This window comes from Asticcacaulis sp. (genome assembly GCF_051956075.1).
Lineage (GTDB): Bacteria > Pseudomonadota > Alphaproteobacteria > Caulobacterales > Caulobacteraceae > Asticcacaulis.
This window is the reverse complement of record NZ_JBQCGA010000010.1, coordinates 1-14,950: the sequence shown is the minus strand read 5'-3', so window position 1 is coordinate 14,950 and position 14,950 is coordinate 1. Positions and strand designations below refer to the sequence as shown.

Annotated in this window: 10 protein-coding genes; 4 read left to right on the top strand and 6 right to left on the bottom strand. The window is 59.4% G+C overall.

Annotation, left to right across the window (positions count from 1 at the left end):
* Nucleotides 1-150: 150 nt before the first annotated feature.
* On the top strand, nt 151-1,434 hold the full coding sequence (gabT, locus tag ACTHLA_RS02965; RefSeq protein WP_440185286.1) for a 4-aminobutyrate--2-oxoglutarate transaminase: 1,284 nt from the start codon (nt 151-153) through the stop codon (nt 1,432-1,434).
* Here gabT and ACTHLA_RS02960 read toward each other — a convergent pair.
* On the bottom strand, nt 1,418-2,113 hold the full coding sequence (locus ACTHLA_RS02960; RefSeq protein WP_440185283.1) for a DUF6445 family protein: 696 nt from the start codon (nt 2,111-2,113) through the stop codon (nt 1,418-1,420). The genes gabT and ACTHLA_RS02960 overlap by 17 nt on opposite strands.
* Nucleotides 2,114-2,223: 110 nt before the next feature.
* Between ACTHLA_RS02960 and ACTHLA_RS02955 the strand changes: the two genes are divergently transcribed.
* Complete coding sequence (locus ACTHLA_RS02955; protein WP_440185281.1) at nt 2,224-2,922, top strand: DUF6445 family protein; 699 nt, start codon at nt 2,224-2,226, stop codon at nt 2,920-2,922.
* Nucleotides 2,923-2,990: 68 nt separating this feature from the next.
* Here ACTHLA_RS02955 and ACTHLA_RS02950 read toward each other — a convergent pair whose 3' ends face one another.
* From ACTHLA_RS02950 to ACTHLA_RS02935, 4 genes are all read right to left on the bottom strand, one after another.
* On the bottom strand, nt 2,991-4,517 hold the full coding sequence (locus tag ACTHLA_RS02950; RefSeq protein ID WP_440185279.1) for a tryptophan halogenase family protein: 1,527 nt from the start codon (nt 4,515-4,517) through the stop codon (nt 2,991-2,993).
* On the bottom strand, nt 4,517-6,031 hold the full coding sequence (locus ACTHLA_RS02945) for a tryptophan halogenase family protein (RefSeq protein ID WP_440185276.1): 1,515 nt from the start codon (nt 6,029-6,031) through the stop codon (nt 4,517-4,519). The genes ACTHLA_RS02950 and ACTHLA_RS02945 overlap by 1 nt, the downstream gene beginning before the upstream one ends.
* Entirely contained in the window at nt 6,024-7,556 is a 1,533-nt protein-coding gene (locus ACTHLA_RS02940; protein WP_440185274.1) for a tryptophan halogenase family protein, read from the bottom strand. The genes ACTHLA_RS02945 and ACTHLA_RS02940 overlap by 8 nt, the downstream gene beginning before the upstream one ends.
* 168 nt (nt 7,557-7,724) lie before the next feature.
* A complete protein-coding gene (locus tag ACTHLA_RS02935; protein WP_440185271.1) occupies nt 7,725-11,057 on the bottom strand; it encodes a TonB-dependent receptor in 3,333 nt (1,110 codons plus the stop codon).
* 806 nt (nt 11,058-11,863) lie between these two features.
* On the opposite strand from ACTHLA_RS02935, the gene ACTHLA_RS02930 reads away from it, so the two are divergent.
* Nucleotides 11,864-12,898: a cupin-like domain-containing protein gene (locus ACTHLA_RS02930; protein ID WP_440185269.1), complete on the top strand. Its 1,035-nt coding sequence runs from the start codon at nt 11,864-11,866 to the stop codon at nt 12,896-12,898.
* 61 nt (nt 12,899-12,959) lie between these two features.
* Nucleotides 12,960-13,889 carry a DUF2608 domain-containing protein gene (locus ACTHLA_RS02925; RefSeq protein WP_440185266.1) on the top strand — a complete coding sequence of 310 codons (930 nt, stop codon included), beginning with the start codon at nt 12,960-12,962 and terminating at the stop codon, nt 13,887-13,889.
* On the opposite strand, the gene ACTHLA_RS02920 is transcribed toward ACTHLA_RS02925, so the two are convergent.
* A partial coding sequence (locus ACTHLA_RS02920; protein ID WP_440185264.1) for an aminotransferase class I/II-fold pyridoxal phosphate-dependent enzyme occupies nt 13,866-14,950 on the bottom strand: 1,085 nt, incomplete at its 5' end. The two genes, ACTHLA_RS02925 and ACTHLA_RS02920, sit on opposite strands and share 24 nt — an antisense overlap.

The window sequence follows — 14,950 nt, the reverse complement described above, 5'->3', positions numbered from 1 at the left end:
CTTGCCTCGCAGACACGGCTCGGAAGAGTGACAGTTAGGCTTCTAAGGCGGTTCCGTTCTCCCCCTCGGAACCGCCTCTTTTTTTGCGCGCCATCTGGCATATTGTGATCACAATATGCTATCTGATGTGGTCCCATGAGGAGCCTCGCCATGACCCACAACGCCGATCTCGCCGCCCGCCGCACAGCCGCCGTACCGCGCGGCATCGGTCACGCCACAACAATCTACGCCGCGCGCGCCGAAAACGCCGAGCTGTGGGACGTGGACGGCAAGCGCTATATCGACTTTGCGGGCGGCATCGCGGTGCTGAACACCGGCCACCGTCACCCCAGGGTGCAGGCTGCCGCCCTGGCGCAGATGAACGCCTTTACCCATACGGCGTTCCAGGTCGCGCCCTATGAGCCCTATATCGCCCTGGCCGAACGGCTGAACGCGCTGGCGCCAGTGACCAAGCCCGCCAAGACCCTGTTCCTGACCACCGGCTCCGAAGCGGTCGAAAACGCCATCAAGATCGCCCGCGCCTATACGAAACGCGACAATATCATCGCCTTTTCCGGCGGCTTTCATGGCCGCACCGCCCTGACCTCGGCCCTGACCGGCAAGGTGGTTCCGTACAAGAAGGGGCTCGGACCAGCTCAGGCGGGCGTCTATCACCTGCCCTTCCCGGTCGAGGCGCATGGCGTCGATGTCGCCGACACCCTGAAAATGCTCGACTACCTGCTGCGCGCCGACATAGCGCCCGATACGGTCGCCGCTATTATCATCGAGCCGGTGCAAGGCGAAGGCGGCTTCCTGATCACCCCGCCGGAGCTGATGCGCGCCCTTCGCGAACGCTGCGACCAGCACGGCATATTGCTGATCGCCGACGAGGTGCAGACGGGCTTTGGCCGCACCGGCAAGCTGTTCGCCATGGAGCATTACGACGTCAAGCCTGACCTGATGACCATGGCGAAATCGCTGGCCGGCGGCTATCCGCTGTCCGGCGTGGTCGGACGCGCCGAGGTGATGGACGCGCCGGAACTGGGCGGCCTTGGCGGCACCTATGGCGGCAATCCGGTCGCCTGCGCGGCGGCCCTGGCCGTGCTGGACGTCATCGAGGAGGAACACCTGCTCGACGCCGCCAACCGGCAGGGCGACAAGATGAAGGCTCGCATCGAAGCCCTGTCGCGCCGCAACGACATCGTTCCGATCAGCGCCTTGCGCGGTCTCGGCGGCATGATCGCCTTTGACATCGTCAGTGAGCGCGGCGGTTTCGCGCCCGACGCGGCGACCACGAAAGCCGTCACCACACGCGCTCAGGACAATGGCCTGATCCTTCTGTCGTGCGGCGTCTTCGCCAACACCATCCGCCTGCTCTGCCCGCTGACCGCCTCCGACTCCGTTCTGGAGGAAGGCCTGACAAAGCTGGAGACCGCGCTTACCGCCAGACCGTAGCGCGGACGAAAATATTGCCCGTCAGGCGGCCAAGACGGGGGTCCGGGCTGAAGTTGAAATTGTCGGGCAGAAAGGCGGAATGCAGCAGGCTGCCCGGATAGATGACGGCGCGGTTGTAACGCGCCTCTACGCTGGCCAGTTCGACGAAGCCGTTGCGGTCGCCGCGATGATAACCCTGCGGTACGCCCATGCTCTCCAGATCACGGCGACGCGCCTCTGCATAGGCCTCCAGCCGCTCCGCCGACAGGGTTTCAAAACCGGAGGTTTCGTGGCGGTAAAAGGCCGTACCGCCGCCGGGCCTTTTGGACAGGTAATGCAGGATGGCGAAGCCGTCCGCTTCGTGATGATCGAAATGCGGGATGCTCTGCAAGGGTTCAAGCGCCTCTGGCGGCGTTGTGACCAGTGAAAAGCCTGCATCTAGAATATCATATCTGGTCACGCCGTAGGCGCTGTCCATGATCGGCGCGAGAGACTGGCAGACGGCGCGCACATAATCGAAGCTTTCACCATCCTGCGGCGTAATCCGGCGGCGGCGTCCCGGATAGTAGTGCCCGCTCTGGCCGGGAAAAGGCGCCATGTCGACGGCGATATCGACCAGACGATCCGGATCCGCGACAAAATTATCGATGACTACGACCGGAGTCTGTTCAAGACCGACTTTGAAATTATGTACTGACACGCCTTTGACCTCCCTTTATCACGCTCTTCTGCTACAAATCGCAGGCCGTTGCAATTCGCGCCCACCTCAGGAAGGCGCAAGGATGCGTTCGCAAAATAACAAGGGGTCGCATGTCTGATAGCGTTCATTCCGAACTGTCGCTCAATCCTGCTCCCACTATCGAAGTCTGGACGTTCGGCCAGGAAGGGCATCGCGTACTCGTCGCGGACAATGTCCTGAACAATCCAGAGACGTTGCGCGCCGCCGCCATTGAAGCCGCCTTCGCAGCGCCGCCGTCCACATCGAAATATCCCGGCCTGATGGCGTCCTTGCCTGACGGCTATTTATCGCTTTTGCAGCATGTGCTGCGTCAGCCCTTGGTCGATATCTTCGGCATGCGCCCAAATCTCAAATTACAGGCCTATGGCTTTATGGGGCTGGCGACGATTGCGCGCGACCAGATGACGCCTGCCCAGGCTGCGCCTCATACCGACACGCATCGCCTCGACAGCTTTGCGAGCGTGCATTATTTCAGCCTCATACCGTCCGGCGGCACGGCCTTCTACCGTCACAAGGCGACAGGTTTCGAACTGATCACGCCAACCCGCAATGACAAATTCCGTCATGTCCGGCAGCAGGAAGTGGCCGCGGGACTCGATCCGCGCGAGGCTTACGAAGAGATCGTCTATGTCGAGCCGCATTTCAACCGCCTGATTCTGTACCGCGCCGGACAACTGCATTCGGCGCGACTGGATACGTATGAGGGACTCAGCATCGACCCAGCTCACGGCCGCCTGACCGCTAATCTGTTTTTCAATACCGAAAGCTGACCGCTCTAAGTCTTTGTTGTGTCGCTTTTTCTTATCCAAAAAGTAGAACCACTTTTTGGGAAAACGCGTTAAGCTCTCTGCAGGTTCAGAAAGGCGTCAGACGCATAATGACGCCGGATGAAATCCTCATGCGTCGGCAGAGTCTTGACGCGCTCCAGAACGGCGGCGCGCCACTGGCCAAGATGCAGACGAAGTTCATCATCGTCCATGGCGTCGGCCGCCGGATGATAATCTTCCGGCGTCAGGCCCTGCCCGGTCAGCACAGCAACCCAACTGACTTCACGAAACAGTTCCGTATCGCGCGACAATGTCTGGCAGGTGGCGCGAAACACGTCCAGACGGGTTTGCAGACTGTCTGGAATCTCCACCTGACGGACATAGCGCCAAAACGGCGAATCGTTACGTTCGCTGACCTTGTAATGCGCGATCAGGAAGTCCTTGATGTTGTCGTAAGCCTCTTCGATCTGCGCATTATATTCGGCGATAATGTGAGGATTGAAGCCGTGACGCGGGAACAGGGCCAGGAACTTGGCCAGACCGGCTTGTATAAGGTGAATGCTTGTCGATTCAAGCGGCTCAAGGAAGCCGCCCGCCAAACCCAGCGCCACGACGTTTTTGCACCATGCCTTACGGCGGCGCCCTGTCGTAAACCGCAAGACCTTGGGATCCGACGTCAGCTTGCCGTCCAGATGGGCCAAAAGGGTGTCCGCGGCGGCGTCTTCGCTGATATAGGCGCTGCAAAAGACATGCCCGTTGCCGGTTCGGTGTTGCAGGGGAATGCGCCATTGCCAACCCGATTCACGCGCCGTAGCGATCGTGTAAGGCGGCAGATCGTTCGTTCTTTCGCAGGGCGCGGCGACAGCCCGATCCATCGGCAACCATTGGCTCCAGTCCAGATAGCCCGTCTTGAGGGTCTGCTCAATCAACAGGCCGCGAAAGCCCGAACAGTCCATGAACAGGTCGCCCTCGATAATGCGCCCGTCCTGCAATTGCACCGAGGTAACAAAACCCGTTTCAGGATGCTGACGAACATCGGTGATACAGCCTTCCTGTCGCCTTACGCCTCTCCCTTCTGCGTAACGACGCAGGAAGCGGGCGTAAAGGGCGGCGTCGAACTGATAGGCGTAGTTGAGTTGGGGTTTGCCAGCCTCGCGTTTGAGATGGCCAAACCGCCCCTGAAGGGCCGCCTCCGTTGCGAGGTTATACTTGCCAATGTCAACCGGACCGCCGCCAGTCTGATAGTAGTGGCGGAAATAGAAATGCGAAAAGCTGAAGCCGTCGATATCGGCGCCGAACACGCCGAAGGGGTGAAAATAGCTATGTCCCAACCGACGCCAGTCGCGGAATTCGATACCAAGCTTGAACGTGGCGTTGGTCGCTTTGACGAACTCGTCCTCCACTATGCCAAGAAAGGCATTGTATTCCATGATCGGCGGTATCGTCGCTTCACCGACCCCGACCGTGCCGATGTCCTCGGATTCCACCAGAACTATATCGTAAAGATGGCCGCCAAGCGCCTTGACGAATGCGGCCGCAGCCATCCAACCCGCTGTCCCGCCGCCCACGATAACGATTTTACGGATCTGAGATTGCATCAATAGACCTGCGTCTGCGTTGCGGCGCGTCCCAGGGCCGCCTCCATGGGCTTCATCGGCGCGACGACAGAGCGAATAAAGCCAAGCATTTTCTGAAATTGCTGGATGGCCTCAGGGTCGCTGATTTGATCCGCAAGCGGATCATAGGCCTGCGGGATGAGGCCGTGACCCAACAACATCGCAATCCAGTCATCATCCTCGAAGGTTTCATCGTCATAAACCACGAGCCTGCCGCGCGCGGCGAACAGGTCCAGCTTATAGCGGAGGCTGTCTGGAACTTCCAACGTCCGGCAATGATCCCAAAGCGGCTGACCGAAGCGTTGATTGAGGATATAATGGCAAAGTTGATAATCCCGGATGCGTTCGACCGCTGACCGCGTATTCCGGTTATATTCTTCGCGCTCCAACCGACAGTCGCGGGTGACGGGCATGAGCGAAATCAAATGCGAAAGGCCGAGCAGATTCACGTGCATGCGCACGCTGTCGATCGGGTCGAGGACCGTTGCGGCTTCGCCGATGGCGATGCAGTTCTTCTCCCAAAAAGCGCCGCGCACGCCCGCCTCGTACGGCGTGACGACAGGGGCGGGGTTGAGTTGCATTGATGTGACGATGCCGCAGGCTTCGAAGGCCTGCTCGTCCGCCATGTCGAGGCTGGCGTAAACCTGTTGCACGGCGGTGCAGTTTTGCAAGGGGAACATGCCGGTCCAGCCGGATCGGAAGGCCGAAACCTGGCTGAATGACGGCAATGGCGACAAGACTGGCGCATAGGTGGTCATCAACCGGTCGCAAACAAACCATTTGCGCCAGGATTCAAAACCGACATTCAGCGCCTTCCCCAGCAAGGCGCTTTCCGAGCCGGACGCATCGATGAATAGGTCGCCGGAAACGCTCTCACCGCCGACCATCCGGATACTGGCGATGTCGCCAGTTTCGGCGTCGCGGACAACCTCGGCGATGCGCCCCGGTATAATCCTGACGCCACGCCCGGACGCGACGGTTTTCAATACGCCGCAATAGCCCTGCGCTTCAAGGTGATAAGCGTAGTCACAGATGGCGAAACCGTCGACATCTTCGCCCGGAAAGAAGAATTTCCCATTTTTGGCGGCGACCGCATTGATCGAAAAGTCGTCGAATTCCGCCTTCATCCCCTGAGCGCGCGCCTTGACCCAATAGTGGTGAAAGGCGACGCGATTGATCGGCCGACCGTATGTCGAATAGCCGTGAATGAACGGAGGTCTGGTTTTCTGCCAGTTGGAAAAGCGCTGCCCAAGGCTGTAGGTCGCCTGCGCAGCCTGCATCATAGGCTCTTCGCGCAAGCCCAGCAGGGTGTGATATGCTTCCTGCTGCTTCAGTGTAGGGTAAACCTCTCCGGGACGCAGCATGGAGGGCAGTTCAACGACCGTAATCTCAAAGCCCGCCTCAGAAAAGGCGCGCCACAGAATATTCGCCGAAAGCCAAAGCGCGTCGTCACGACCGACGATGACCAGGCGGGTTGGGCGGACGGCTTCAGGCATGTCCCGCCTCCGGTGCGGCGGCGTCCATGGCCAGGGCGCAATAGGAACGCAAAAACTCGGCATGTGTTGGCAAGGCGGCGACATTAGCGGTGACGCGCTCGCGCATCTCCTCCATTTTCTCGCGAATCATGTCCAGCGTCATATTGTCCACTTGGCGGTCATAATGCTCGGGGAGGATGTTTTGCCCAGTATAGACGGCGATCCAGCTTGGCGGCGCGAACAATCCGTCCCGATAGCGATGGATATGGCCGCGATGCCGGAATATTTCGATTTTTTCCAGCAATGAGTCAGGGACCGTCATTTCGCGCACATAACGCCAAAGCCCGGTAGGATCATCCTCAGGCGGCCTTTGGTTGGCGTGATAATGCAGAATCAGGAAATCGCGCACGCGGTCGTACTCGATATCGATCATTCGGTTGAATTCGCCCGTCAGCTTCGGATCGAAGCCTCGGTCCGGGAACATGCGGATCAGAAAATCCGAGGCGATCTGCGCCAGATAAATGCTTGTCGATTCCAAAGGCTCCAAAAAGCCGCTGGCCAAACCGATGGCCACACAGTTCTTGCGCCATGAGGTCGTGCGGCGTCCCGCAGCGAATTTCAGCAGACGCGGCTCCGCCTGCGCCTTGCCGTCGAGCGCGCCGAGCAATATCTCACGCGCCCTTTCCTCCGTGCTGAACTGGCTGGAAAAGACATAGCCGTTGCCGGTGCGATGCTGCAGCGGGATGCGCCAGGTCCAGCCAGCCTCCTGCGCCGTAGCGCGCGTATAGGGCGTGAAGTCCCCTTCGCGATCGCAAGGCGCGGTTAGCGCCCGGTCGCATGGCAACCAGGGCGTCCAGTCCTCCCACCCGGCCTGCAAGGTCTGGCCAATCAGCAGGGCGCGAAAACCTGAGCAGTCGATGAACAAATCGCCCTCGATCACCTCGCCGGAAGCCAGGGTGAGCGATTGGATAAAGCCATCGTCTGGTCGCAATGTGACGTTCACGACCTTGCCTTCGGTTCTTTTCAGGCCGCGCGCCTCGGTCCAGCGCCTGAGAAAGCGCGCATAAAGCACCGCATCGAATTGATAGGCATAGGAAAAGGTTGAACGCACGGAACGCTGATCATCCGACGGGAAGTCGAATTTCAGGCTGCGGCACGCCATAATCGGAAAGGAATAGTCTTCAAGGCTCGGCATGTCGCCATGCGCCCGCGCCTTCAGCCAGTACTGAAACAAAGGCACGCCATTGATCGCCTGGCCGTGAATGCCGAAGGGATGAATGTAGCTGTCGCCCTTGCGGCCCCAGTTGCGGAAATCGATACCCAACTTGAAGGTGGCGTTGGTCTCGCGCATAAATTCGGCTTCGTCGAGTCCGAGAAAATCATTGAAGTCCTTAAGTTGCGGCAAGGTGGCCTCGCCTACGCCGACTGTTCCGATCTCATCTGATTCGATCAGACGGACGCTGCAAAAGCCTGGATTGAAAGCCTTGCTGAACGCGGCGGCGGTCATCCAACCCGCCGTGCCTCCACCAAGAATGACAATTTTCATAGGCGTTGGATTCATGACCTCTGCGTTTTCTCAGACTGCGATTTTTATAGGTTTTTATTAGACATGCGACTAAGCCGTCGTCCGGTCAAGGCGACAAATGCGCCGCGCATAAAAAAAGGACGCGCAGCCGTCAAGCTGCGCGTCAAATGCGGTAATATACTGGTTTCCTTAGTATTTCAGGCTGATCGTCGCTTGGAAGCGGCGGTCTTGTTGGAACCACGAAGCCGGTATCAGCTTCGTCGGATTGTTAGTGCCATTGCTCATCGGACCATCGACCTGTTGCATCAGGACAGTCTGGGTGTTGAGCAGATTGCTGCCCTCGACCGAGATTTCAACATGCTCGTTAATGCGGTAGGCCAGACGACCATCGAGAAAACCCGCCGCCTTCTGCCACATCGGGAACACCACGCAGCAGTCCTGCGACGTCACCAGATATTTCGAGCGCCAGTTATAAGCCAGACGCGCCGACCAGTTGCCCTTTTCGTACATCCCGATCAGATTGTAGGAGTCGTCTGACAGACCTTCGAGCGGCAGGTTGGTATAGGACACGGCGGCATTGGCGGCTACAGTTGTACCTGACGCCCCCCCCCCTAGCTGCCCAGACGAACCGTCGCCGGAATTGACCACCACGTTCGAACTGTGGATGCCCGAATTAACCAGGTGCGTATAGTTGGTCTGGATGCCCAGGCCGTTAAACGGCGCCGGCAACTTATCGAAGAAGGTCTGGTAAGCGACTTCGAAGCCCTTGATCGACGCGCCGTCGCCATTGACCGGACCGCTGACGATAACGTCGCGCGTGATGCCGGCATTGGTGTACTGCGCCGTGTAACGACCATATTGGATATAGTCGTGGAACTTCTTGTAGAACATCGTGAAGGTGAAGCTGCCCGTTGACGAGAAGTAATCTTCCGCCGCCAGATCAAATTGATCCGCGGTAATCGGCTTCAGGGTCGGATTGTTGGCGTTGGCCGTATAGGTGATCTTCGTCTTTTGGATCGCTCCGCTGCTGTCACATATAAAGGCGCCGGTCGTCGCATTACAATCGAGGGTATTCGCTGTCGTGCTGGGGATCGTGGCTCCAATGGCCGTATATTTCTTCAGGTTGCCGATATCCGGGCGTGACATGGCGCGCGACGCGGCGAAACGCAGGAACCAGGTGTCCGTCAGGCCCACACGCACGTTGAAGCTTGGCAACCAGTTGATATGGGTCGCCTTGGTTGTCTGAACATTGTTGTTCACAGTCCCCAGGAAAGCGCGATCGTCAGCGGAGATATAGTAGGTAATGCTCGGCACAAAATGACCGCTGCCAGCCGGCGACTCGACAAGCGGCGTCGAATCGTAGGTCATCGAGTCGCCCGGATAGATCACGCCGCCGGTGCTTTCGTTGATGGTTTGCACATAGCGTACGCCGACATTGCCCACGATGTTTAATCCGTTGATATTGGCGTCGGGGCCGCCGAATTTCAACTGCACGTACGCCGCCGACGTCTTTTCAGACACGTCTGCGACTTCCGCCGAGCGGAAGCAGCCATCCGTTTCATCCGAGCGATAACAGATCGGCGTCCAGGCGTTAGAATTTGCGCCCGTGTCGCTGTAGACCGGCTGATAGTGCGTCATGTCGAAGGTCTTATCCAACGTCTGACGATCTTTCAGATAAGCCGTCTTGAAGAAGATGATGTCCGAAATATTGGTCGCGCCGCCGCCAAAGAAGTTCTGGTTAAAGGTATGCGTGCCATAAGCGTTCTGGTCGGGGAAAGCGGAGCCGGTGATATAATAATTATCGGCGTCGTAGTTCGACCAGTTATTGACCACGCTGGCCCAGTTGTAGGTGCTCCAGCGAACGGTCTGTTCGCGATCGGCGTAACGCACGCCAGCCTTCAAAGTGTTCAACCATGGCGAATCGAAGCTGTAGGCCAGGTCGGCGCGCGTGGCGAATTCGTGGCCCTGAGAATCGGTCAGGTGGTCCATGATCCAGTGCATGCGATAATTTGCCGGATTGGAAATGCCGCCCGGCGCCAGATACCAGCCGACCGCGCTCTGGCCAAAGTTCAGCCCGTTGGCCGCTGCGGTCGTACCTGTCGCCGCATCGTACCAGCCGCTGTTATCATCGGCGAAGGTCATGGTCGGGTGGTCGCCGTCATATTTGATGTTCGCCTGCGCGTAAGTCTGCAAGCCATCGGAGATGTCGTAGTTCTTTTGAATCGCATCGACATACTGCACATCGAAATTGGTGTGTAGTTTGTCATTGACGTCCCATTTGAAGTTCAGCGAGGCGTCGCGCGTGTCGTTCTTGCTGTCGCTCCAGCGCGTCGAGGCTTCAAACGTGCCGGCGCGTTGCGTCGCCGGACAGGGCACGGCGCTGGTCTCCCAGCTATAGCAGGTGCGCATCAGTCCATTCGGCGCGGTCGCCGAGACGCCGCTCGGAGAGGTCACGCCGTCGGGCGCGTCCCACGACCCATACCATGCCCCGTTGGAGTTCACGAAGGTGCCGTTGGTCAGGACGCCGTCGGAGTTAAACGAGCAGGCGCTGGCGCCGCCGTAACATTCAAGATTACCACCAGAGGAGACATAGTTGATTTGCTGCGCCCAGGCGTCAATGCCGGTGGACGAGGTAGCGACATATTCTTCCCATTGCTCAACCTTTTTCGACTGGTTGTACTGGAAGGTTAGCAACATGCTGTGGTCATGGTTCTGCCACTCGCCGGCCAGCGACACGCCGTCACGGGTGCGATAATAGACGTTGTCGCGCAGCGAAATCGTCATCGGCACATAGATGCGATTGATATTCCAGTAAGCCGAATTTTCCACCGGCACGAGACGACCGTACTGAATGCCCTGCGAATTGGTCACTTCCTTCGAGTGAGCCGCGTTGATCATGAAGCCGAATTCGCCCCATTGCGTATCCCAGCGATTGGAATAGATGCCCGAAACGCCCGGCTCGCCCTGCTTGGCCTTGTCGCCATAGACATATTCCGCCGTCAGAGCCATCAACTGGCCCTTCTGATCAAAGGGCAGACGGGTGCGCAGATTGATCGTGCCGGCGATGCCGCCTTCAATCAGTTCCGCCGTCTGGTTCTTGTAGGTGTCGACGCCGCCCATCAATTCCGGCGACACATCGGACCAGCTCAAGCCGCGCGATGAGTCTGCAGTGAAGATGTCACGACCATTGAATTCCGAACGGACCTGTTGCAGGCCGCGGACGACGACGCCGGACGGCTCCGCCGAAAAGTGCGCCGTATCGCCGGTGGCGGCGAAGCGATTGACCGTGATGCCCGCGACGCGCTGCAGAGCTTCGGCGACCGACTTGTCCGGGAACGAACCGATGTCATTGGCGGTGATCGAGTCGACGATAGTATCGGCATTCTTTTTCAGATCCTGCGCCGTCTTGAGCGCCTTGCGCACGCCGACAACGACGACCTCGGTGCTCTTGTCGCTTTTTGCCGAGGTGTCGGTGCTCGCTGCGTCCTGCGCAAAGGCCGGCGCGGCCAAAGTCGCGGCCATTGCGCTCAATGCTAATACAGAAACGCCGCCCTTAAGCAGGTTCGCCCCAAACCTGGGCTTGCCATTGGAACTTCTCATATATCTTCTCCCTAAGCTGTCCTTACGGCGGCCCGAATCTTCCACCGGTGACACTGAATGTTCCAAAACAGTCAATCGAGACCGAATAGCTTGTAGCGTAGAGATGGTGGCGGCGACCGCCCCTCACCTGAATTATTCGCCGACCCCTCGCCACATTTCCGTCTTCGCATTTTTGACGTTTATGTCAAAAATAATTGAGACCAGTACCGTCGTTGCGTGGAAGGTGTGACGTTAGCGCTTCTCGACCTGATTAATTATTTCGTCTTTTTTTTACCGAAACACCCTTGAAATATCTAGAGGTAATATGGGCTTATCGCCACAATGCCGTCATACAATGGCATGAATGTCACACCTGTTCGCGGGTTTTTCGCGCGACAGGCGCGTTTTTCGACCGGATTTGACGTATGATTCAGGAAAATCGCAATTTTTGAAGCGCTTTCAATGAGTTCCACCAAACCCGAGCATTTTGACAGAGGCATGATTTTTCGTGCAATTTTCCCATTTGCACGACAAATATGCCACGAAACTTAGTCGCGCCATGTGTGCGCTCCCCTCAAAAACTGCGCAGAAGTTGCAAAAACGATCCCACTCCCTCCACGACGCGGATCGTGCAGACAGGTAGGCGGCAAGGTCAGTGATGCCGGCGCACTTCAAGCCACTGCCGTCATGTTTCCGCCTCACTTTGCCCACAATTTGCGTATGCCCGTTTCTCCCCGATTTATGACAGCATGACCTGTGTTTCTCTTACCCGCCTGTCGTCTATCATTGAAATACCGGATGTCGACGCCCGCCGCTTTGCAACGGAGATTCTGCCCGCCGCACATCCTGTCGTTTTGCGAAAACTGGTCAGGGCCTGGCCGGTCACGCTCCGGTCGGACGAAGGCGCGCAAGCGGTGGCTGCGTACCTAAAGCAATTTGATAACGGTCGCCCGACCACTGTGCTGGAGGCGCACACCGGCACCCAGGGTCGCCTCGCCTACGCCACTGACATGCGCGACTTCAATTTCAACCGCCGCCAGAAGACAGTGTCCGCAGGTCTGGATGATCTGCTGCGCGTCATGGACATACCCGCCCCGCCCTACATCTATATTCAGTCCACCCCGACGCCGCAGCACCTGCCGGGTTTCGCCGCCGAAAATCCCAATCCGCTGCTGCCGCCCGCCATTGCGCCGCGCATCTGGATTTCCAACGCCACGCGCGCGCAGATTCACAACGACAATGACCACAATATCGCCTGCGTCGCGGCGGGGAGGCGGCGTTTCACCCTGTTTCCGCCGGAGCAACTGGTCAATCTCTATATCGGCCCCATGGAGCATAACCCATCCGGGCGCGCCATCTCGCTGGCCAGCCTTGAAGAGCCAGATTTCGAGCGCTTCCCCAAACTGGCCGAGGCGTTAAAGCACGCTCAGGTCGCCGAACTGGAGCCCGGTGACGCCATCTACATCCCGAAATACTGGTGGCACCATGTCCAGTCGCTCTCGCCCTTCAACGTGCTGGTCAATTACTGGTGGGGCAACAGCGCGCCGACCGCCGAAAATCCGCTGACGCCGTTTCTGGCGGCGCTGCTGGCGCTCAAGGACGTGAGCCCCGCCGACAAGGCCTATTGGAAGACCATGTTCGACCATTACATCTTCCAGACCGATGGCGATCCGGTCGCGCATATTCCGCAAGGCCATCAGGGCGGACTTGGGCCGCACAATGCGAAAATCCGCAGCGGAATCCTCAAGGCCTTGCAGGCCCTGGTCAATGCCGGGGTAAGATAGTTTCATCTGTTGCGTTCGCATGGCGGGATGGCTAGGGTTCGCCCCCGCCATGAGACGCACGATGTTGAAACGCTTTCTGCTCCTGTTCTTCGCTGCCGCCCTGACCGCCCACGCGGTCGAGGCGCGCCCCGTCCATCACCCTGTCCGCCATCACACGCCGCGTCCGGTTCCGGCGGAGCGCGTCACGGACGATCTCGCCGTTCCGGTCGCCGAAGCCTTGCAGGCCAAGGCGCACGGCCGCCGCGTGCTGGTGGTGTTCGATATCGACAATACGCTGCTGACCACGCGGCAGGATGTTGGCGGCGATAGCTGGTACGTCTGGAAGCGCGGTCAGGACGATGCAGCCACGCCAGCAGGACGGGCGGCGGTCAGCGACCTTCTGCGTGACAACAGCGCCTTGCTGGAGCTGAGCGTCATGCAGCCGACCCAGGCCGATATGCCCAAGCTGATCACAAAGCTGCAAACGAAGGGCGTCGCCGTTTACGCCCTGAGCGCGCGCGGCCCGGACCTGCGCGGCGCCACCGAGCGCGCGCTTGGCGAGGCCGGAGTTGATCTGTCGTCGGCGCCCGAATGCGGCGCGCCTCTGTGCGTGAAGCGCGGCAAGCTGGGCGAGGCGCAAATCCATGCCGCCAGCGTGCGCGCAGGCTGGGCGCAGACCGGCCCGTTCCGCCCGGTCACGGTTTCCGATGGCGTGATGCTGGTCGCCGGTCAGGACAAAGGACTGATGCTCGATCTTTTGCTGCACAGCCTGCCGGTGCGTTATGACGATGTCTGGTTCATCGACGACACGCAGGACAATGTCGAGCATGTGATCAAGGCCGCGCCCCATATCGCCGCACGCCTGCATCCCTTCGCCTACAGCCGCCTGTGGCCCGACGCCGCCGATTTCATGCGCAGCCAGGTGCGGCAGGACAAGGCCGAACAGGGCATGGCGGCGTTTCGCGCCGGGGTCTGCGCAGCGCTGGCCTCAGATCTGTGCGCCGCGCAATAGCCCCAGACGCCGCGCGCCTTCGGTCAGGGTTTCCGGCGACTTGGCGAAACACAGCCGCAGCACAGGCAGGTCGCGACCCGTCGGGCAGAAGGCCTGAAGCGGGATGGTGGCCAGACCGCAATGCTGCACCAGATGCTGCGCGACATCGAGGCCAGAGGACGCAATATCCGATGCCCGCAGGTCGATATTGAGAAAATACGTCCCCTCGCCCGGCTGGATCGCAAAACCTTGAGCGGTCAGCGCTTCGCTCAAGCAGGCCCGTTGCTGCGCCAGTTCGGTCAGCGCCGCGTCGAATACGGCCTGCGGCAGGTTCAACCCGTAGGCCACGCCATGCTGCAAGGCGGGCGGCGTTGCGAAAGTAATGAACTGATGCGCGCGGGCGATCTGGTCGGCCAGGTCCGGCGCCGCGCAGACAAAGCCGACCTTCCAGCCGGTCAGCGAGAAGATCTTGCCCGCCGAGCCGATCTTTATGCTGCGATGTCGCAAGGCGTCATGGTGCAGCACACTTAAGTGTTTCCGGCCGAACACCACCTGCTCCCAGACTTCATCGGCGATGAGATAAGCGTCGAACCGCTCGCAATATTGGGCCAGCAAATCAAGTTGCGCGCGGTCGAGGCAGGTCGTGGTCGGATTGTTCGGCGTGGTCAACAGCACGGCGCGCGTGCGGTCATTGAACGCCGCCTTCAGATCGTCGTCACTGAAACGCCAGTGCGGTGGCGACATTTGCACGATGCGTGGTACGCCGCCCGCGCGTTCGATCAGCGGCACATAGGCGTCGTACATCGGCTCGAACACCACGACCTCGTCGCCCGGCGTGATCAGGGCCAGCAGCGCGGCGCAGATCGCCTCGGTGGCGCCGGAGGTGACGACCACCTCGCGGTCTGGATCGAGCCTGATCCCTTGCGTGCAGGCATAAAAGTCGCTGACCGCCTGACGCAGCACCGGCAGACCGCGCATCGGCGCATACTGGTTGGATTGCTCCATCAGCGCTCGCGCAGCGGCTTCGCGCACCTGCGGGAAACCGTCCGTTTCCGGGAAGCCTTGGCCCAGATTGATCGCCC

Excerpts from the sequence above, each read along its gene's own strand:
- ACTHLA_RS02950 (WP_440185279.1), bottom strand. The coding sequence starts at position 4,517 with ATGCAATCTCAGATCCGTAAAATCGTTATCGTGGGCGGCGGGACAGCG.
- ACTHLA_RS02940 (WP_440185274.1), bottom strand. The coding sequence starts at position 7,556 with ATGAAAATTGTCATTCTTGGTGGAGGCACGGCGGGTTGGATGACCGCC.
- ACTHLA_RS02945 (WP_440185276.1), bottom strand. The coding sequence starts at position 6,031 with ATGCCTGAAGCCGTCCGCCCAACCCGCCTGGTCATCGTCGGTCGTGAC.
- ACTHLA_RS02935 (WP_440185271.1), bottom strand. The coding sequence starts at position 11,057 with ATGGCCGCGACTTTGGCCGCGCCGGCCTTTGCGCAGGACGCAGCGAGC.
- ACTHLA_RS02930 (WP_440185269.1), top strand. The coding sequence starts at position 11,864 with ATGACCTGTGTTTCTCTTACCCGCCTGTCGTCTATCATTGAAATACCG.
- gabT (WP_440185286.1), top strand. The coding sequence starts at position 151 with ATGACCCACAACGCCGATCTCGCCGCCCGCCGCACAGCCGCCGTACCG.
- ACTHLA_RS02925 (WP_440185266.1), top strand. The coding sequence starts at position 12,960 with ATGTTGAAACGCTTTCTGCTCCTGTTCTTCGCTGCCGCCCTGACCGCC.
- ACTHLA_RS02955 (WP_440185281.1), top strand. The coding sequence starts at position 2,224 with ATGTCTGATAGCGTTCATTCCGAACTGTCGCTCAATCCTGCTCCCACT.